Source organism: Thalassospira sp. SM2505 (genome assembly GCF_054901115.1).
The window spans coordinates 2,277,285-2,296,677 of sequence record NZ_CM142731.1; the positions used below are offsets into that span (position 1 = coordinate 2,277,285).

Annotated in this window: 16 protein-coding genes; 8 read left to right on the top strand and 8 right to left on the bottom strand. The window is 53.9% G+C overall.

The window, feature by feature from the left end:
* Window positions 1-2 precede the first annotated feature (2 nt).
* Window positions 3-725 (top strand): copper resistance protein B, encoded by a 723-nt coding sequence (locus tag ACTU44_RS10540; protein ID WP_114100035.1) that lies wholly within the window; start codon window positions 3-5, stop codon window positions 723-725.
* 62 nt (window positions 726-787) lie between these two features.
* Here ACTU44_RS10540 and ACTU44_RS10545 read toward each other — a convergent pair whose 3' ends face one another.
* The 4 genes from ACTU44_RS10545 to ACTU44_RS10560 form a co-directional block, all read right to left on the bottom strand.
* The gene (locus ACTU44_RS10545; RefSeq protein ID WP_462097406.1) at window positions 788-1,615 is read right to left on the bottom strand and encodes a DODA-type extradiol aromatic ring-opening family dioxygenase; all 828 of its coding nucleotides are present in this window, start codon (window positions 1,613-1,615) and stop codon (window positions 788-790) included.
* Window positions 1,616-1,939: 324 nt separating this feature from the next.
* Window positions 1,940-3,610, bottom strand: a complete 1,671-nt coding sequence (locus ACTU44_RS10550; RefSeq protein WP_462097407.1) for an autotransporter domain-containing protein — start codon at window positions 3,608-3,610, stop codon at window positions 1,940-1,942.
* A 386-nt stretch (window positions 3,611-3,996) separates the two neighbouring features.
* Window positions 3,997-4,569: an isochorismatase family protein gene (locus ACTU44_RS10555; RefSeq protein ID WP_462097408.1), complete on the bottom strand. Its 573-nt coding sequence runs from the start codon at window positions 4,567-4,569 to the stop codon at window positions 3,997-3,999.
* 98 nt (window positions 4,570-4,667) lie between these two features.
* Complete coding sequence (locus tag ACTU44_RS10560; protein ID WP_462097409.1) at window positions 4,668-8,381, bottom strand: vitamin B12-dependent ribonucleotide reductase; 3,714 nt, start codon at window positions 8,379-8,381, stop codon at window positions 4,668-4,670.
* Window positions 8,382-9,319: 938 nt separating this feature from the next.
* Here ACTU44_RS10560 and ACTU44_RS10565 point away from each other — a divergent pair.
* From ACTU44_RS10565 to ACTU44_RS10595, 7 genes are all read left to right on the top strand, one after another.
* Window positions 9,320-9,682, top strand: a complete 363-nt coding sequence (locus ACTU44_RS10565; RefSeq protein ID WP_114100029.1) for an NADH:ubiquinone oxidoreductase subunit NDUFA12 — start codon at window positions 9,320-9,322, stop codon at window positions 9,680-9,682.
* Between the two features lie 155 nt (window positions 9,683-9,837).
* Window positions 9,838-10,290 (top strand): outer membrane lipid asymmetry maintenance protein MlaD, encoded by a 453-nt coding sequence (mlaD, locus tag ACTU44_RS10570; protein ID WP_114100028.1) that lies wholly within the window; start codon window positions 9,838-9,840, stop codon window positions 10,288-10,290.
* Between the two features lie 154 nt (window positions 10,291-10,444).
* Window positions 10,445-10,687, top strand: a complete 243-nt coding sequence (locus ACTU44_RS10575) for a hypothetical protein (protein ID WP_114100027.1) — start codon at window positions 10,445-10,447, stop codon at window positions 10,685-10,687.
* Window positions 10,688-10,695: 8 nt separating this feature from the next.
* A complete protein-coding gene (locus tag ACTU44_RS10580) occupies window positions 10,696-11,142 on the top strand; it encodes a DUF2155 domain-containing protein (protein ID WP_336080625.1) in 447 nt (148 codons plus the stop codon).
* A gap of 341 nt (window positions 11,143-11,483) precedes the next feature.
* Window positions 11,484-12,077: a YceI family protein gene (locus ACTU44_RS10585; RefSeq protein WP_114100025.1), complete on the top strand. Its 594-nt coding sequence runs from the start codon at window positions 11,484-11,486 to the stop codon at window positions 12,075-12,077.
* 80 nt (window positions 12,078-12,157) lie between these two features.
* The gene (locus ACTU44_RS10590) at window positions 12,158-12,751 is read left to right on the top strand and encodes a cytochrome b (RefSeq protein WP_114100024.1); all 594 of its coding nucleotides are present in this window, start codon (window positions 12,158-12,160) and stop codon (window positions 12,749-12,751) included.
* On the top strand, window positions 12,751-13,332 hold the full coding sequence (locus ACTU44_RS10595; RefSeq protein ID WP_462097410.1) for a YceI family protein: 582 nt from the start codon (window positions 12,751-12,753) through the stop codon (window positions 13,330-13,332). The genes ACTU44_RS10590 and ACTU44_RS10595 overlap by 1 nt, the downstream gene beginning before the upstream one ends.
* An 81-nt stretch (window positions 13,333-13,413) precedes the next feature.
* Here the strand turns inward: ACTU44_RS10595 and ACTU44_RS10600 are convergent, their stop codons facing one another.
* The 4 genes from ACTU44_RS10600 to ACTU44_RS10615 all read right to left on the bottom strand — a co-directional run bounded on the left by ACTU44_RS10600 (window position 13,414) and on the right by ACTU44_RS10615 (window position 18,931).
* Window positions 13,414-14,136, bottom strand: coding sequence for a glycoside hydrolase family 25 protein (locus ACTU44_RS10600; RefSeq protein WP_462097411.1), 723 nt, complete (start codon window positions 14,134-14,136; stop codon window positions 13,414-13,416).
* Window positions 14,137-14,243: 107 nt separating this feature from the next.
* Window positions 14,244-15,950, bottom strand: coding sequence for a methyl-accepting chemotaxis protein (locus ACTU44_RS10605; RefSeq protein ID WP_114100021.1), 1,707 nt, complete (start codon window positions 15,948-15,950; stop codon window positions 14,244-14,246).
* Window positions 15,951-16,208: 258 nt separating this feature from the next.
* The gene (locus ACTU44_RS10610) at window positions 16,209-17,909 is read right to left on the bottom strand and encodes a methyl-accepting chemotaxis protein (protein ID WP_114100020.1); all 1,701 of its coding nucleotides are present in this window, start codon (window positions 17,907-17,909) and stop codon (window positions 16,209-16,211) included.
* A gap of 323 nt (window positions 17,910-18,232) precedes the next feature.
* Window positions 18,233-18,931, bottom strand: coding sequence for an alpha/beta hydrolase (locus tag ACTU44_RS10615; RefSeq protein WP_462097412.1), 699 nt, complete (start codon window positions 18,929-18,931; stop codon window positions 18,233-18,235).
* Window positions 18,932-19,393: the final 462 nt, after the last annotated feature.

Consider the following 19,393-nt stretch of genomic DNA (forward strand, 5'->3'; position numbering starts at 1 on the left):
TCATGAAAAGATTTGATCTGATGATTGGCGGCGGTGTCGCATTGGCGCTGGGTTCGTTTTCGAGTGCCGGTATGGCGATGGACGCCCGGATTTATTACGGGTTTCAGGCCGAACAGTTTGAATACCGCGTCGGTGACGAAAGCGAAAAACGCCTTGTCTGGGATACGGACGCCTTTGTCGGCACGGACGAACTGAAACTGCGCTGGCAGGGAGAGGGCGAACGTGACCTTGATGCGGATAACTACGAGAAGCTGGAAAACCGGTTTGTCCTGCAAACCCCGATCAGTGACTTTTTCGATGCCAAGGGCGGTGTGCGGATTGACACCCCCGAGGGCGCGGATCGCTGGTATGGCACGGTTGGTGTCGTCGGGCTTGCGCCGCAATGGTTTGAAGTCGATGCCGATCTTTTCGTCAGCGAGACCGGTGATGGTTCTGCGCGGCTTGATGTCGAGTATGAAGGGCTTCTGACCAACCGGTTGATCCTGACGCCATCGTTCGAAATCAATGCGGCGTTCTCGGAAGATCGTGAAATCGAAGTCGGCAAGGGTATTTCAAGTGCCGAGTTCGGCTTGCGACTGAGCTACGATCTGATTGATCGTGCGGTTGTGCCCTATGTGGGGGTTGCCTATGAACGGAAGTTCGGGGATACCGCCGATTTCGCCAAACATGACGGGGAGGATTACGAGGCCACCTATGTGGTCACGGGCATTCGCATGATGTTCTAGACAAAAGGCCGGGAGATGAGTTCTTCCGGCCTTTTTGCTTCTGTTGAATTTACGCCAGCGGGTCAGGCCGCGATCCTGGCTTCGCCCTGATCATAAAAACGCAATGCGGTCATGGCGAGATTGCCGAACTCGTAACTGTCATGCAGAAGATCGGGTTCGAAGTCATCGGATGCGGCACCCAGCGCTACATAAAGCGGCATCAGGTGATCATCCTCGGGATGGGCCATCACGGCATGCGGTGCGAGGTTGCGATAATTGAGAAGGGCGTCGATATCGCGAGCCCTGACCCGATCAATCATCCAGTTGGTGAATTCAACCGCCCAGGGATCAATCGCACCTTCGTTCCGATCAAGGGCGCGAAGGTTATGGGTCATGGCACCACTTGCGACCACAAGAACACCAAGGTCACGCAACCCGCGCAGTTTCTGCCCCAGCTCGTAATGCTCCTTGGGGCCGCCATGGCCGAGCATGGAAAGCTGAAATACCGGGATATCGGCATCGGGGCGGGCAAGGATCATTGGCATCCATGCACCGTGATCAAGGCCGCGGGTGCGATCCGTCGCGAGGCCGATCTGATCGGCGATTTGCTGTGCCAGTGCCGGGTCGCCGGCAACGTCGTAATGCAACTGATAAAGCGGCTGCGGGAAACCGTAAAAGTCATGAATGGTTTCCTGACGGGCGGAGGTCGAGATGGTTGGTTCAGCTGTTTGCCAGTGTGCCGAAACCATCAGAATGGCACGGACCCCGTCGGTCTGAGGGCCAAGCTGGCCAACAAAGAAATCAAAGGCGGGCGTGCTTTGACGGGCAACCAGCATCGGCGAGCCGTGAGAGATAAATATCGGCGCAAGGCTTTTGGCAGTGCTTCCGGAATTATGTGACATCTCGGTCATGAAACTACCTCGATCATGAAATCATCTGAGGTGAATATGCGCTCTGGTCGAACGGTTGACTAGTCACGTTTGGTCAACAGTGTGTTGATATTGACTTGTTTTGTTGGTCAATCGGAAACATTGTCAGGGTGTAAATGACGGCTTTGCTGTCCGTCAGATGGCAATATTCCGATGCAAGAGTAGCGGCATGGAGATCAGACACATGTCAGCCTGTACCGGGAATGTTCGGCCCCGCGGATGGTGATCCATCAGGGTATGGATCACCAGACCGGTAAAGATCAGATGTCTGAAGCCGGTGATCTATCCTATTCCCAGAGACTGCGATCAGAAAGGCACTGACATGGTAACTTCAACCGCACTGGTATCACTGTTGTCATCGTCATTGGCCACCGACATCATGTGGCTGAATGCGAGTTCACTGGTCAGGCGTCCGGCATCAAAGCCAAGGCCGGTACGGACGCGCTGATTGCCATATTCATTGAGCTTGCTGGTAAAGAACGGTGTGACAATCCCGATTTGGCGTCCATCCTGATCGAGCAGGGCAAAGCCATAGGTCACCGTGCCCCCGATGGTGTACTCGGTATAATCAGCGCGCCCGGCAAGATAGTCGCCTTCAAGGGCGGCATTGAGCCCAGTATTGCGGTCAGACAGTCGCACACCGCCACCAATATTGAACGCGGTTTTGTCATTGTTGATTTCATCGGTGAAATCATAGATCAGGCCGGTTTCAAGGAATGGCGTTATGGTCAGGCTTTGAGTGGGCGCGAAATCATAGGCGGCCTCTATCGCCGGTTTGATCTGCCGGGTGTTCGACCGGGTGGTGGCATTGTTTGTGCCGTCACTTTCGGTATAGCCATCGACGGTTTTACGGGCGGCCATAAAGGCCAGGGAAGGGGTCAGGGACACCGGTAGGGTGTCATATGGCTGAATCCGATAGGATGTGGTCATCGCGGCATACCACATGTCTGAGTCTGTATTTCCCGACACCGTATTGTTGTCGCGGGTGACATCAATATCACCCATGCCATATCCGGCCTCGGCGACGATGTTGATATTGGCCATCGGGCGATAAATAATATAGGGCGATGCGACCCAGCCGGTTTCCTGATAGCTGCCACTGTTAAAGGCGGTGGTCAGGTCGGTATCGTTATAGCCCAGCGACAGGCCCGCAATCAGCGCATCGGCGAATTTGTAATCGAGCCCGACATTATAGCCCCAGACATCGCCGTCATAGCGGTTGTCCGTACCGCCATTGACATAGTCACTATCAACCGAGGTAAAGGAGCCATGCCCCCACACGGTAAAGGGCGTGGTGGTGGCAAAGGCCGCACGGCCATCAATGCCGCTGGCGCCGCCCACATCGCCTTGATCGGTCGGGCCAAGGCCCAGCATTTGCATGCCCTGACCGGTGGAACTGTCAAAACTGCCCATCATCGCCACGCGACGCAGCGCATCATTGCGGTCGGTGATGCTGTTGCCGTTGTTGTTGCGATCATCATGACCAGCGGTGGTGTCGATCAGGCTGGCGCGATGGGGGACGGTTTCGCGCACAGAGGTGGTAAGGCCCGCCACATTGTCCGTATTGGAAGTGTTGGCAGTACTGATTACCGATGAGACGCGCGATGCGATATTTTGTTGAACAACCGTGGTTTGGGATCGCGAGACAGCACCGATAACAGCGGATGACGTGCTGGCGGAGGATGTTGAATTCTCAGCCGGTGGCGATCCGGCAACGCAGCTTACCGTTATGTTGTACTCCGCACCGGGGCCAGACATGAAAAGCCTGCCGTTTGTTGTATCGCCCGGAATCTGAATGGTGAGGGTGACTGTTTCGCCGAGGCTAATGCTGCCCGCCGTGGCGGCGCGGGAATTGGCGGCGTTTACATTATCCGTATAGGTATAGGTATAGTTAACTGGCGATGCACCGCCTGCGTCATTGTGTTTGAAGGTGACCTTGGCCACCTCCCAAGCGCCAAACGCTTGGTTGCTGGCCACTACGCCGTTGCTGGTGGTTGAAGTGTTCCAAACAGTACACCCCGTGCTCAGGGCGAAAGCGCTGTTGGCAAAGGGCAGGGATAGTCCGGTCAGGGCCAGCGCATAAAGCCCTTTTTTAAAGAAAGACTTGCACGCGGTGAGTGGCGAACGATCAGATCGTCCCGGTTTGAAGGTGATTCTGTTCTTATGCATTGTTCGCCATGCCCATGTCCTTTTTGATCGGTGCCGACGGATCGGTCCCGTTGCAAGAGCTTTAGGGGTGGTGCATGGGAAGGGCTATTCTTAAAGGGAGGATGATGTCGATTTTTGACACTAAGTGGATAGTGATTGACCATAAGTGGATAGCGAATGCGGTCAGATGCATGATTTGGTCAAGAAAAAGTCGTTCAGGACAGGGGGCTGATCACATCTTCACTGCGAGTAAGCGTGCAATATTCCGAAGCCAGCACGGCGGCATAAAGATCAAACACGGTTTGGGCATCGAACCGTTTGCCGTTGGCATCCGTGACATCAATCGCGGTGGTGGCATCGAGCGGCAGCCAGTTTTCAAAGCCCAGACAATGGGCCATACGGATGGTGACATCCATCGAATTATGAATGACCACACCGGTAAAGATCAGGCGCTTGATGCCGCGGTCACGCAGGTGCTGTTCAAGGGGCGTTCCGACAAAGGCGCAGTTTTGCTGCTTGGCGATGATGGTTTCACCGCTGATTGGCGTAACTTCATCCTTGAACGGTTGTCCGGGACCGTTGACATAAAAGCTTGAGGCCGGATTGGCTTCTTCGTGGCGGATATGAATGATCGGAAGCTTTGCCGCCCGAAAGGCCGCCAGCAGTTTGGCAATCACATCGGCATAACCGGGATTGTTTTTGGCATTCCAGCGCGGATTATCCATCGCCTTTTGCACATCAAGAACGATCAGGGCGGTATCGTTACCAAGAGCGGGCAGGGGCATCATTTATTTCCTTCTCTGACGGCGGGTGGCGAAACAAAAACGGCCGGGGAAATCCCGGCCGTTTTGCTGATCAGATCAGAAGATCGTTCGGGCCGGAACCCTTAGGAGCAACCGGTGGTCGCGCCACAAGAGTCGCATTTCAGGCAGGTGCCGTTACGGACCAGGGTGAAGTTGCCGCAATCGGGGCAACCGTCGCCTTCGTAACCCTTCATGCGGGCTTCGCGGATCTTGTCCATTTTGGCATCGGTTTTGGCGATGACTTCTTCGCTGGCGGTCAGGATCGCATTGTTCTGCGGTGCTGACGGTGCAGCGGTGGTCACAGCACTTGCGGTGGTTTCATGGCTGTGATTATGGCCATGACCGTCCGTACCGGTGGACTTTACCTCGATCACGCGTTCTTCGGTCTGGGCACCGCCGTCAACCACATAGAGGTTGCGACGCACGAAGCCGCTTGATGCCACCTTGCGGATGGTTTCGATCGCCTGATCGCCGGTTCTTTTGCCTTCTTCACCAAGATCGCCTTCGGCGACACCTTCGCCAACCGCATCGGGAAGGATGTCGGACGGCTGAACATGGGCAAGGTCGTTACGGCCAAGATAGGAGATGGCGAGTTCGCGGAACATGTAATCAAGGATGGAGGTTGCCATCTTGATCGCATCGTTGCCCGAAACCATGCCTGACGGCTCGAACCGGGTGAAGGTGAAGGCTTCGACATATTCTTCCAGCGGCACGCCATACTGAAGGCCGATGGAAACTGCGATGGCGAAGTTGTTCATCAACGAGCGGAAAGCAGCGCCTTCCTTGTGCATGTCGATGAAGATTTCGCCAAGCTTGCCGTCTTCATATTCACCGGTGCGCAGGTAAACCTTGTGACCGCCAACGGTGGCCTTCTGGGTGTAACCCTTGCGGCGACCCGGAAGCGAACGACGGTCGCCACGGATGACGCGTTCGATGATTTTCTCGACGATCTGTTCAGAAGCAGCGGTTGCCTTGGCGGCAGTCGGCTGATCTGCGTAATCGTCTTCTTCAACCAGAGCAGAGTTGAGCGGCTGGCTGAGTTTCGAACCATCACGGTACAGGGCGTTTGCCTTAAGACCCAGACGCCAGGACAGCATGTAGGCGTCCTTGCAATCCTGAATGTTGGCGCTGCTCGGCATGTTGATGGTTTTGGAAATCGCACCCGAGATGAACGGCTGGGCCGCTGCCATCATGCGGATGTGGCTTTCTGCCGACAGGTAACGCTTGCCGATACGGCCGCACGGGTTTGCACAATCAAAGACCGGAAGGTCTTCGTCACGCAGATGCGGGGCACCTTCAAGGGTCATCGAACCGCAAACATAGGTGTTTGCTGCTTCGATCTGTTTCTTGTCGAAACCAAGGGCTGCGAGCATGTCAAAGTCCATCGAATTGATGGCTTTGGCATCGAGGCCAAGGGTGTTGATGCAGAAATCATCACCGAAGGTGTATTTGTTGAAGACGAATTTGACGTCGAATGCGTTTTTAAGCGCGCCTTCGACCTTGGCAATTGCGTCGTCATCGAAACCTTTGGCACGCAGATCGTCATGCGAGATCGCCGGCGAACCAACCAGTGTGCCATGACCAACCGCGTATTTTTCAATGTCGCGGATCTGGTTTTCGGTATAGCCGAGCGTTGCAAGCGCAACCGGAACGGTACGGTTGATGATCTTGAAATAACCGCCGCCAGCGAGCTTTTTGAACTTCACGAGTGCGAAGTCAGGCTCGATACCGGTGGTGTCGCAATCCATGACCAGGCCGATGGTGCCGGTCGGGGCAATAACAGTGGTCTGGGCGTTGCGGTAACCGTGCTTTTCGCCAAGTTCCAGTGCCTTGTCCCAAGCAGCACGCGCTGCTACCGGAAGATCGGCATAGGGGCTGTCAGCAGCAACCAGCGGAACCGGATTGATCGAAAGACCTTCGTAGCCTTCCTGTTCTCCATAAGCCGCACGACGATGGTTGCGCATGACACGCAGCATTTCATCGGCGTTATCGGCATAACCCGGGAACGGACCCTGTTCGCCAGCCATTTCGGCCGAGGTCGCATAGGATACGCCACACATGATCGCGGTCAGGGACGCGCCAATCGCACGGCCTTCGTCGCTGTCGTACGAGATACCCATGCTCATCAGCAGGCCGCCAATGTTGGCATAGCCAAGGCCAAGGGTACGGTAACGATAGGAGAGTTCTGCGATACGGTCGGACGGGAACTGTGCCATCAGAACCGAGATTTCAAGAACCACAGTCCACAGACGAACGGCATGTTCGTAAGCCGCGATGTCCACGCCGCCATCGTCAGAACGGAAGTTCATCAGGTTGAGCGATGCAAGGTTACATGCGGTGTCATCAAGGAACATATATTCCGAGCACGGGTTGGACGCATTGATGCGACCCGAGTTCGGGCAGGTGTGCCATTCGTTAATCGTGGTGTCGTACTGGATGCCCGGATCTGCACAAGCCCAGGCTGCTTCACCAACCTTGTCCCAAAGATCACGTGCATTAACGGTCTTGGAAATCTTGCCATCGGTACGGCGGGTCAGGTTCCAGTCGGAATTGTCCAGAACTGCCTGCAGGAAGTCATTCGATACACGAACAGAGTTGTTCGAGTTCTGACCCGATACGGTCAGATATGCCTCGGAATCCCAGTCGGTGTCATAGGTCTTGAAGCTGATTTCAGTGAAGCCCTGACGCGCGAACTCGATGATCTTGTTGATATAGGAATCCGGGATCATCACGGCGCGTGCAGCCAGAACAGCTTCTTTGAGCTGCGGGTTCTGGCGCGGAACGAAGCGGTCTTCGGAATCCGCAGCACCGTCCCAGTTGGTGCAGGCAGCAAGAACAGCAGTCAGGTGTTTTTCAGCAAGTTTGGAACCGGCAACAAGGGCAGCAACTTTCTGCTCTTCGACAACTTTCCAATCAATATATTCTTCGATGTCCGGGTGATCGATATCAACCACGACCATTTTCGCCGCACGACGGGTGGTGCCACCCGACTTGATGGCGCCAGCTGCGCGGTCACCGATTTTCAGGAAGCTCATCAGGCCCGAGGAACGACCGCCACCCGAAAGGGTCTCGCCGCCGCCACGAACGTTGGAGAAGTTCGAACCGGTACCGGAGCCGAATTTGAACAGACGGGCTTCACGGGTCCAGAGATCCATGATGCCGCCTTCGTTGACCAGATCGTCGGCAACGGACTGAATGAAGCAGGCATGCGGCTGCGGGTGTTCATACGCGCTGGCCGATTTGGTCAGTTCGCCGGTTTTGAAATCAACATAGGAGTGACCCTGTGCCGGACCATCAATGCCATAAGCCCAATGCAGACCGGTGTTGAACCACTGCGGAGAGTTCGGCGCGCCCATCTGGTGGGAAAGCTGATAGCGCATTTCATCAAAGAAAGCCTGCGCATCAGATTCGGCGTCAAAATAGCCGCCTTTCCAGCCCCAATAGGTCCAGGTACCTGCGAGACGGTCAAAGACCTGGGTCGCGCTGGTTTCGCTGGTGTAGCGTTTTTCAGCAGGCATCTTGTCAAGTTTGGCGGTGTCAGCGGTCTGACGCCACAGCCAGGACGGGACGTCCTTTTCCTTGACCGGTTTGAGCGCAACCGGAACACCGGCCTTGCGGAAGTATTTCTGAGCCAGAACGTCACTCGCCACCTGTGACCAGGAAGCGGGCATGTCGATGTCATTCATCGCAAAAACAACGGAACCATCCGGGTTTTTGATGACAGAAGATGACTTACGAAATTCGATGTCGGCGTACGGGCTGACACCGTCCTGAGTGAACTTTCTGGTAATCCGCATGGTCTGCTCCGGTTCTGATCAGACGTAAGGGGGCGCTATCTGGTAATGCGCCAACATCGCCTGATTCTATATAGTTTGCTCATCGCTATTGCGCTGCCCCAAGGGCCGTTATTTTCCGGCTTTTTTGGCGCGTCGCATCTATTTGAAGTCGGTGGTGTGGTCCCCCCTTGGAACCATCCGGTCCGTGGGAAAGACTATAATGGCAAAATTTCGCCACAGTCCACTAATCTTTGTGGTTGACATCAATTTTTACCACAACATGTAGTGGGTCGGTTGCTGTCTTGCTGATTCGATGCTGACGGGATTCTCGTTAACAATCTCTGAATCAGGCCGGGAGGCCCGGAAAACTGCGGTTTCTGTCCCCGCGAGATTGTATGCCGGTCATAAGACTCGGACTAGATGTAGTGTCGGGACGGTTGGTTCCCCACAACACAGACCAAAGCTACCGCTGTTTGCGTTCCATTTCCAGCATGAAGCTGAAAATGTGCTGTTTCATTGGCCTTGTTAGCACATGTCGTCATGATAACAGTTTGATATTTATATTAAAGTATTGATTTCAGCATGCGCGCAAAACAAAGCATATCAAGCGATGGCACATACTACATATATGTGTGTGATTGTGGATAACCGGGTGGATAGACGCCCCAGATATACGCAGATCAAAGAGTCGTCGCACTACAAGCAGTTGTGGGTTGTTTTGAAGCGGTAAATATCATTGTGACAGGGTTTCAGTTCCCGTTTGGGTTGAGGCGATTTGTGCACCTGATGTGCCGTGTGACCAAATGTTGTGATATCGCGCCGGTCAATGTCCTTGAAACATTGACTTTCAAACAACATCACGACATATAAGTCTCTTGTTCGACAGGGGGCAGACCGCATGTTCCCTGTTCCGCCTTGTCAGTTCGGGCGGACAAACCAGATCTGGAGAGAGACCCAACATGGCCACCGTCGGCACCCGTATTTTTACTGCGCTGTTTGGCAAGCGCGTTGGCGAAGACCGTTTCGGCAATGTCTATTACACCGAAAAGACTCCGGCCAAGGGCCGTCGCACCAAACGTTGGGTCGTTTACAAAGGTGTGGTCGAGGGATCGAAAGTTCCGGCTGAATGGCATGCCTGGCTGCATTACACCGTTGATGCGCCGCTGTCTGAAAAAGCCGAAGACCGTTACGAGTGGCAGAAAGAGCATCTGCCGAACCTGACCGGGACCAAGCATGCATATCGTCCGCAGGGCCATGAATATAATGGTGGCAAGCGCGCGAAAGCGACCGGTGACTATCAGGCATGGTCGCCGGAAGGCTGATCTGCCGGAAGAATTGAAAATTTCAGCGGGCGCGGGGTAACTCGCGCCCGTTTGTATTTACGTGATTGTATTAAGTGGTTGTGTTTTGGGCGGTTGTGTTTTGGCGCTGTGCAAGACAATATGCCAGTCAATGAGATACAGATCGGATAAGGTCCATGAGCAACAGACTGATTGAAACCCTTGCTGGTGCTGCGGTGATTGCCGTCGCGGTTGGATTTGCGGCCTATTCATACAGCCGTGCAGGCATCAATACGGTTGAGGGATATGAGATCAAAGCCAGCTTTAACCGCATTGACGGTCTGGTTGTCGGTAATGATGTCCGTATCTCCGGAGTCACGGTCGGCAGCGTGACGGCACAGGAACTTGATCCTGATACCTATATGGCGGTTGTCAAAATGTCGCTGCGCTCGGATTTGTCCTTGCCGATGGACAGTTCGGCCAAGATTGCGTCAGACGGGCTGCTGGGCGGCAAGTTTGTTGCCCTTGAACCGGGGGGCGATATCGACATGATCCAGGCCGGTGGTGAAATTGAATACACGCAAGGCTCGGTCAATCTTGAGGACCTGATTGGTCAGGTCATTTATTCTTCGACCAACAGCAGCGATTAACAGGTTCAGATACTATATCGTGATCGTGGCATGATGCCCGTTGCGGATACCCCGTCCGGGGGCAACAGACGGTCATGATTTTGCCGGTTTTTGCGGTGAACATATGCAGCGCAGGCAGGAAAAGAAGCCCTGCAAGGACAAGTCGGAGCGGTCGATGAAGAAAACCGAACAGATGGAACATTTCCCGACATGGCAGGCGACCGATGGTTCGCCGCTATCTTGCGTGGAAAAGATCAAGGTTTTGAACGACAATTTCGGCGAACTGCGCGAAATGATGCAGGATGCGCTTGAAGATGCGCTTCTGATGGGCTGCGACGAGGAACAGTTTCGCAAGGTGATGCGTGATCTCGTGGCCGAGCTGCACAATCCCTATGATACAAGTGACAAACAGGACTGAATTCCAAGATGAAACGATCTTTTGCGATTGCCGCGATCTGTTCGACATGTGCAATGATCGGTACGGCCTATGCCGCCCTTGATTATCGTCCTGCACCGGTAGCCCAGCTTCAGGGGCTTGATAAAATTACGGCCCGCATTTCGACCTTTGAAGTGCCGGTCGGGCAGGTTGCCTCGTTCGGCACGCTTTCGATCCGGGTTGATGCCTGCTATCGCACCCCGCCGGAAGAGCGCCCGGAAAGTGCGAGTTTCCTTGAAATCGCAGATGTGCGTGACGATGGTCAGGCGACCCGTGAACAGCTGTTTTCGGGCTGGATGTTTGCATCAAGCCCCGGACTGTCGGGCCTTGAACATCCGGTCTATGATGTCTGGTTGAAGGACTGCCTTGACCCGGCCGATGCCAAGGAAACCACACCGACGGCACCGCAGGGCAAACCGGCACCGGAAGACCCGTAACAGCCTGTCGGGTGCCGCTATCGGGATCGTTCACCGATCCGGGCCAACGATCCGGGCCGTTGCCTTCAACTCACAGAAAATTCTGAAACCGGTTTGCGGCTGTGGTCAGGCCATATGTCCCGGTTTTCTGCCGTTTATGGCGGAATTATTTCCTTGTCACGTTATATTTAACTGTTCGGATATTGTCCTAAATAGGGCGATGTTGCCAATTATTGTTTCCGCAATGGAAAATATATGTTGCCGCAGCACCGGCTTGAGAGCAGGTGTGGGGGCTGTCATTCTCGGATCACAAATTGCGATGCAGCATGACTGGTCGTAAGTCGAACATGAGGGAATAGACAATGTTTAAAGTGATGAAAAAAGCCGGTCTGGTAATGGCGGTTGCCGCAGGTCTTTCGGGGGCATCTTTTGCAGCGCAGGCAGCCGAGAGCTATAAACTCGATCCGACGCATACCAGCGTGATCTTTATTGTAAACCATCTTGGTTTTTCCGATTTCCAGGGCCGTTTTGCCGGTGTAACGGGCGAGCTGACCCTTGATCGTGAAAATCCGGCAGCGTCGTCTGCTGAAATTTCGATTGATCTCAATCAGGTTGATAGCGGTGTCGATGCGCTGAACGCGCACATGAAAACGGCTGACTTCCTGAATGTTGAAAAATTCCCGACCGCGACCTTCAAAAGCACCGCAGTTGAACTGGTTGGTGAGAATGGGGCGAAAATCACCGGCGATCTGACCCTTCTGGGTGAAACCAAGCCGCTGGTTCTTGATGTCAAGCTGACCGGTGAAGGCGATCACCCGATGACCGGCGACCATGTTCTTGGTTTCGGTGCAACCGGTACCGTGACCCGTTCGGAATATGGCATGAATTTCCTGGTTCCGGGCGTTGGCGATGACGTCAAGTTGCAGATCTCTTCGGAATTCCTGAAGCAGAAATAAGCCACAGGTTTCCTGAATATGGCGGGTCCTGCGTTTCAGCAAGCCCGCCATTTTCTTCTTTTGCGTGGAAGGTGTGCGATATGGCGCTGCGTAGTGACAATACCGGATTCGGCAGTATCACCAAAAGCCTGCACTGGGTGATGGCAGCCCTGTTTATCAGTGTGTTTTCTGTTGGCTGGTATATGGATTTCCTGCCGCTGGGCATGGCCAAACTTGAATGGATGTCGCGCCACAAGTCGCTTGGGGTGACGGTTCTGATGCTTGCGGTTCTGCGCATTCTGTGGCGGTTGTATGAACCAACCCCGGCCGCCCTTGGCAAACATTCGATTGAGCGGCTGGCGGCCAAGCTGGGACATCTCGGGCTTTATGCGGTGATGATCGCCATGCCGCTGACCGGCTGGATGATGTCGTCGGCAGCAAATTTCCCGGTCAGTGTGTTTGGTCTGTTTACACTGCCCAATCTGGTGGCGCCGGATCAGGGCCTGTTCGAGACACTGCGGACTGCGCATTTCATTTTGTCCTGGGCGATTGTTGTACTGGTGCTTGGTCATGTTGCCGCAGCGCTCAAGCATCATTTTATTGACCGTGACGCCACATTGCGCCGGATGTTGCCAGCGTCGGGTGATCAGGATGGGGATATCCCTGCATCCAACACAGCCAAGGAGAATTCCTGATGAGCATGAATTTCAAAACATCCCTTCGCCCGCTTGCCGCGGGTCTGGTGGCATCAATGCTGGCACTGAGCGCGCCTGCACAGGCGGCTGATCAGTGGAATGTCGAGGGCGGTGACAGCGCGATTGCCTTTACCGGCACGCAGCTTGGCGCGGAATTCAATGGGGCGTTTGAAGATTTCAGCGCATCAATTGCCTTTTCGCCAGATGATCTTGCAGGATCGTCGGTCGAGGTGCTGATTGATATTGCATCGGTCAATACCCAGAATGCCGACCGCGATAGCCAGATTGTTTCTGCTGACTGGTTTAATGCCGGTGAATGGCCGACGGCCAAATTTGTCACCAAGTCGTTTTCCGAAGTTGCGCCGGGATCCTATCAGGCGGTTGCCGATCTGACGATCCGTGATGTGACCAGGGAAGTGACCCTGCCATTCGATCTGGTGATCAATGGCAATGAAGCAGAAGCAACGGGCAGTGTTACCATCAAGCGGACGGATTTTGGTGTCGGGCAGGGGCAATGGGCCGATGTCAGCCAGGTCGGCGATGATGTGACGATCAGCATTACGATCAAGGCATCTAAATAACGCTGATCAGCAGCGTCATATGAATTGTCGAGGACCGGGCGGAAGATAACTTTCCGCCCTTTGTCTTTAAGGGACCCGAACTTACCGGACGGGAATAAGGATTTCGCCAAGGCGTCTGGAATCACCATTAAAATAGGTGCCATCGACTTTGGTGGGAACTCCGGGAACAGTCAGTTCCTCGGTATATTGCCAGAAGCTCCAACTGGCCCATTCGACCGGAATGGTGGGTTGGTCAACACCATATTCGGCAATCCAGAGCTGATTACCCGGAAAATGTTCCTTCATGGCGTGTTCCCAGAATTTACGTCCGGTATAGATGATCGGGCGGCGATGGTAATGCTGTTCAAGCAAGGAGAGAAAGGTTTCGAATTGCTGGTGAAGGTCACCTTTGATCGGGGCCTTGATGCGTTCGATATCAACCACGGGCGGAAGATCGCCAGGTTGAAGCGTCACATTCTTGATGAACCATGCCGCCTGTGCAGCACCGTCATCATTGGTTTCATAAAAATGATAGGCCCCGCGCAAAAGTCCGGCCTTGCGTGCTGCGGCAAAGTGATCGGTGAAGGTCGGATCAAGATAATCCAGCCCGTCAGTTGCCTTGACGAAGGTAAAGGCAATGCCGCTATTTTGGACCTGTTGCCAGTTGATGTCGCCATTATGGTGGGATGTATCAATGCCATGCAGGGCAAGGCTGGTTCCATCGGCACTGGCATCACAGCTATTGGCCAGAAGCAGCGCCGAGCCAAGCATCAGACAGCCCGACAGTTGCAAGAAAATGTGCTTAAGATCCAGAACAGACGTCATTTCAAATCACCATCCGCATACCAGAACGAGCAGCCTGTCACTGCTCGTTTCGGAACGGTAGTGAGCCAAGCCGGCAAAGACAGTTTAATGCCGGCTTGGCATTCAGGCTAGGCCGGTATGCGGGCGTTGTTGCGCAGATTTTCGAGAAATGCTTCGACCGCTTCATCAAGTTCCACAGCTTCGGTGACCAGTTTCTGTGCCGAACCGGCAAGGTGGGTGGTGCCAGAGGACACCTTTTCGGCATTCTGGTTGACGGTTTCGATCCGCTCGGAGACTTCCTGTGTACCGTCAGCAGCTTGCTGGACGTTGCGAGAGATCTCGCCGATTGCGGCGTGCTGTTCCTCGACGGCAGCGGCAATCGCGCTTGAACTGTCCGCGACCGACGCAATGGTTTCGGAAATGCGACGGATGGCATTAACCGCTTCGCTGGTTTCATTTTGAACGGCAAGGATCTGCTGGTTGATTTCCTCGGTTGCCTTGGCCGTCTGGTTGGCAAGGTTTTTGACCTCGCTTGCGACGACGGCAAAGCCCTTGCCGGCATCACCGGCACGCGCGGCCTCAATCGTGGCATTCAGGGCCAGCAGGTTGGTTTGTTCAGCAATGTCACCGATCAGTTTGGCGACATCGCCGATACGCTGGGCGGCATCGGCCAGGCCGGTGACGGTTTCATTGGTTTTGGAAGCTTCTTCGTTCGCACGATTGGCAATGTCGGCAGAGTTGGCGATTTGCTGGGCGATTTCGTCCGAAGAGGCCGTGAGTTCCTCGGTCGCGGCCGAGACAGTCTGGACATTGGTCGATGTCTGGGTGGTGGCGGCCGCAACCGCGTTGGAAAGTTCGCTGTTCATGTTGGTGGCATCGCGCATTTCATCAGTTGCCGCCTGCATGTCCTTGATCGAGGTCGAGATGGATCTGATCAGACCTTTGACCTGCTGATCGAGGGAGTCTGCCATATCAAGCAGGGCCTGACGCCGGTCGGCATCGGCCTTTTGTTCCATGGCGCGCTGATTTTCCTGAAGTTTGACATTCTCGCGGGCCTGTTCGCGGAACGAAACCACGGTCCGGGCCATTTCACCGACTTCGTCCTTGCGTTGTTGTCCTTCGATCTGGCCTTCGAGATTGCCAGAAGAGATGACGCGCATGCGCGAAGCCAGTTTGTGAAGTCCGGTTGTAATGTCACGACCAATGAGCAGACCGGCAATTGCCATGATTGCCAGAATAATGCCGCCAATCAGGATGACATAGATGGCCTGTTCCCTGAATACTGCATCGACGTCATCAATATAGATGCCGGTACCGATAATGGTTCCCCAGGGCAGGGGATGTGCATAGGACATTTTTTCAAATGTCTTGTCCTTGTCCTCGCCAGGTTTTGGCCAGTAATAGGACGAGAAACCACCTTTGGGATTGTTGCCGGCCTTGATCAGGTCACGGATGAAATAATTGCCTGCGGAATCCTGAAGTGTCCCCAAATTCTTGCCGACCAAAGCAGGGTTTGCACCGTGCATTTCCGTCATGCCATCTTTGGCAAAGACAAAGAAGTAGCCAATATCGCCATCATATTTTCCGGACCCGGCGATCTCGTGGAACTGTGCGATGGCTTCTTGCTGGGTTAAGACACCGGACGTTACCTTGTCCTGATAGTGCTGGGCGATTGTGACGATATATTCGGTCGTCGCGCGAATTTTTTCCTTTCGGTCCTCAAGCAGGGAGTTGCGCAATTCAAGAAGCTGTATGGCTGCAATGGCGACAACTGCCAGCAAGGCAATGACAGACAGTGCGGTGATCTTGAGACCGATCTTTATGTTGCCGAGCATTGTTTCCTCCGACGAATTTGGCAGCAAGGTCTATTTATTATTATTTTAATATTATCATGTATTGATGTAATGCCAGTATTATCCTCCGCATTACACAATCAATTTCGCATTGTGGAATTTCATATGAGCTGATTTTGATATGGGAACGCCGGATGCCGGGATCAATTCATTGTGCAAATTTTATCAAGAATGCACATGAAAAAGGAGCCGCAAACCAGTGTTCGCGGCTCCTGTGATGTGATGAAAAGTCCCTATATATCAGTCGATTGCCCGCTTACGTAAATCGGCGAGGAAGTGTTCGACCGCTTCATCAAGTGACTGGGCTTCTTCGACCAGTTTTTCCGCAGAATGGGCCAACTGGGTGGTGCCCGAAGACACGCGACCGGCATTCTGGTTCACTGTTTCGATACGCTGTGAAACCTCGGCGGTGCCATCAGCCGCTTGCTGGACGTTGCGTGAAATTTCACCGATGGCAGCGTGCTGTTCTTCGACCGCCGCAGCAATGGCGGTCGAGCTATCGGCAACGCGGGCGATGGTTTCGGAGATCAGGCGGATCGCCTCGACCGCTTCGCCGGTTTCATTCTGAACAGACAGGATCTGCTGATTGATTTCTTCGGTTGCCTTGGCGGTCTGGTTGGCAAGGTTTTTGACCTCGCTTGCGACGACAGCAAAGCCCTTGCCGGCATCACCGGCACGCGCGGCCTCGATGGTGGCGTTGAGTGCGAGCAGGTTGGTCTGTTCGGCAATGTCGCCGATCAACTGGGCAACGTCACCGATTTTCTGGGCTGCTTCGGCAAGTCCGGTCACGGTCTGATTGGTGCGGGTGGCCTGATCATTGGCCTGATTGGCAATGTCGGCGGACTGGGCGATCTGATGGGCGATTTCATCAGAGGAAGCTGTAAGTTCCTCGGTCGCGGCCGAAACAGTTTGCACGTTGGTCGATGTCTGGGTTGTAGCAGAAGCAACGGCCGCTGAAAGCTGGCTGTTGGTGCTGCTGGCTTCTTCCATGGTCGAGGTGGCCTGTTTCATTTCCGTAATGGAACCCGAAATGGCATTGATCAGAACCTTGACCCGCTGTTCAAGACTGTCGGCCATGTCGGTGATGTCCTGACGGCGTTGCTTGTCAGCCTGTATTTCAAGTTGTTTCTGACGTTCCTGCAGTTCGAGGTTTTCGACGGCCTGTTGCCGGAAGGAAACCACCGTACGCGCCATGTCGCCAACTTCGTCACCACGATTCTGGCCTTCGATTTCGCCGCTCAGGTCGCCACTGGCAATCCGGGCCATGCGGGCAGACAGCTTTTTCAAACCAACCGTGATATTGCGGCCGATCGCAATGGATACGAAGCTCATGATAGCGAGGATGATCGCAATCATAACAAGTACCAGAATTGCCTGTTCCCAGAAGGCGGTATCGACATCGTCAATATAGATCCCGGTGCCGATGATATGCCCCCAGGGCAGGGTTGCTGCGTAGGACAGCTTTTCAAACAATTCTTCCTTGGGCATGTTGGGCTTTGGCCACCAATAGGAAAAGAATCCGCCACCGGGTTGCTGGCCAACTTTCAGCATGTCCTGAATGATATAGGATCCTGTCGGATCCTGAACCTTGCTCATATCCGTGCCGACAAGGGCGGCATTCGCGCCATGCATTGTCGAGATACCCTTGCTGTCATAGGCAAAGAAATACCCGGTGCCCTCATCAAATTTCGATGCAGCCGCCGAGAAATAGAAGGCGGTCTGAGCGTCTTCCTGACTGAGTTCGCCGCTGTCAACGCGGGCCTGATATGCCTTTGCTGAACTGAGCAGCATTGCTGTCGTGGCCTGAATCTTGTCTTTGCGGTCTTCCAGAAGAGCGTCGCGCAAGGCGACAAGCTCGAAGGCGGAAATCGCCAATAGCGCGATCAGGGATAATATTGAAAGGCTGGCGACCTTTTTGCCAATCCGGATGTTTTGGAGCATGTTCTGTACCCGTTTTCCTGCTGTTCCGTCCTAGCCAAGGTACAGATGTCTATACCAAAGCATTGTTGTTTGTCTAAATGAGTGGTTCGGCCTGTTAAAAAGTATAGGCATGTTCCTTGTCGAATTTCATCAACTATTTGAAACGCTTGGTTTAATATCTGATTGTAATGTTTCTATTCTGTTGTGCTCGGGCGATCTGGCGCACGCAGACCGCTAATCGCATGCAAATATGTTCTGGCGGTCGGGGAAATAAAAAAACACCCGCCGGAACCGGCGGGTGTTTTGTCTGTGCAGGCAGTGCGTGCGGTCTGGAAAGCGGGTGGTCAGCCCAGATTTTTGCGCAGGAATTCAAGCGCCAGGCCAAGGCCTTCCTCGTCAATGCCATGTTGCAGGTTCGGGCGTTCATGCAGGGCAACATCAATGCCGTTTGCGGCAAGGGTTGTCTTTGCAATCCGAGATGCCTCGATCGGGACGACCGGATCGGCAGTGCCATGAACCAGAAGAACCGGCGGGCGTGACTTCAGTTCTGTGCCAAAGGCTGCATCGCCAAGAAGGGCGCCCGAGAAACCGACAACACCGGCAAGCTGTTTGGCACGGCGCGGGGCGGTCTGAAGCGACATCATGGTCCCTTGCGAGAACCCGACAAGTGCGACCTTGTCCTCGGTCAGGCCATGGGTTTTCATCAGGTGATCAATAAAGCCGTCGACAAAGGATGCACTTTTATCGGCACCTTCGGCCATGGCAGCAAGGGCACCGGACATGGTTTCTGGCGTGCGGCGGAGAAATTCCGGATCATATTCGGCCAGACTGAACCATTGACGGCCAAATGGCGACATTTCGCACGGGTAGGGTGCATTGGGGGAATAGAAGCTGGTATCGGGCAGGGCACGTGCGAGATGTGGCGCCAGACCAATCAGGTCATTTCCGTCAGCCCCGTAACCATGCAGCAGGATCACAATGTTTTTGGTTGTGCCAGATGCAGCAGGCAGGGTCGGACCAGATAATAAAGTGTCGGTGCTCATCATAATTTTCCTGAATAAACCTTTCCCCCTGATTAGCAACGCAGCGGTCAGACGACCAGTCATTTTTGTCATATCGACTGTCGGTCAGCTTTTGGCTCTTCGGGAATTGCAATTTGCAAGGCTATCCTGTGGATAAGTTTGTGGATGGAAAGGGGCGTATAGGCGAAATTTACCAAATTTGCCGCCGAATTATCGTCTGAACGCGCCGATATCTATCCGTTGGTATCGGTTTTCAGAAAATGACCTTATGCGGTTGGTCGGGTTTGTGAAATATTATTTTCTGTTTAAAAACAGTGATCTGCGTTGGTTTCTGGTGAAGTTTCAGTTTTTGGTATTCCGAAAAATTGTCGAAAATTCCCCAAAATGAAAATCATCATGCGCGAAATGATAGGTATGACTCCCGGTCACATTCAACGATGTGGATTTTTTGAGCTGGTATAATCAAAAAACCTGCCTTTTGCC

Coding starts and splice junctions, on each gene's coding strand:
- ACTU44_RS10540 (WP_114100035.1), top strand. CDS start 3: ATGAAAAGATTTGATCTGATGATTGGCGGCGGTGTCGCATTGGCGCTG.
- ACTU44_RS10545 (WP_462097406.1), bottom strand. CDS start 1,615: ATGACCGAGATGTCACATAATTCCGGAAGCACTGCCAAAAGCCTTGCG.
- ACTU44_RS10555 (WP_462097408.1), bottom strand. CDS start 4,569: ATGATGCCCCTGCCCGCTCTTGGTAACGATACCGCCCTGATCGTTCTT.
- ACTU44_RS10560 (WP_462097409.1), bottom strand. CDS start 8,381: ATGCGGATTACCAGAAAGTTCACTCAGGACGGTGTCAGCCCGTACGCC.
- ACTU44_RS10565 (WP_114100029.1), top strand. CDS start 9,320: ATGGCCACCGTCGGCACCCGTATTTTTACTGCGCTGTTTGGCAAGCGC.
- mlaD (WP_114100028.1), top strand. CDS start 9,838: ATGAGCAACAGACTGATTGAAACCCTTGCTGGTGCTGCGGTGATTGCC.
- ACTU44_RS10575 (WP_114100027.1), top strand. CDS start 10,445: ATGAAGAAAACCGAACAGATGGAACATTTCCCGACATGGCAGGCGACC.
- ACTU44_RS10580 (WP_336080625.1), top strand. CDS start 10,696: ATGAAACGATCTTTTGCGATTGCCGCGATCTGTTCGACATGTGCAATG.
- ACTU44_RS10585 (WP_114100025.1), top strand. CDS start 11,484: ATGTTTAAAGTGATGAAAAAAGCCGGTCTGGTAATGGCGGTTGCCGCA.
- ACTU44_RS10590 (WP_114100024.1), top strand. CDS start 12,158: ATGGCGCTGCGTAGTGACAATACCGGATTCGGCAGTATCACCAAAAGC.
- ACTU44_RS10595 (WP_462097410.1), top strand. CDS start 12,751: ATGAGCATGAATTTCAAAACATCCCTTCGCCCGCTTGCCGCGGGTCTG.
- ACTU44_RS10600 (WP_462097411.1), bottom strand. CDS start 14,136: ATGACGTCTGTTCTGGATCTTAAGCACATTTTCTTGCAACTGTCGGGC.
- ACTU44_RS10605 (WP_114100021.1), bottom strand. CDS start 15,950: ATGCTCGGCAACATAAAGATCGGTCTCAAGATCACCGCACTGTCTGTC.
- ACTU44_RS10610 (WP_114100020.1), bottom strand. CDS start 17,909: ATGCTCCAAAACATCCGGATTGGCAAAAAGGTCGCCAGCCTTTCAATA.
- ACTU44_RS10615 (WP_462097412.1), bottom strand. CDS start 18,931: ATGAGCACCGACACTTTATTATCTGGTCCGACCCTGCCTGCTGCATCT.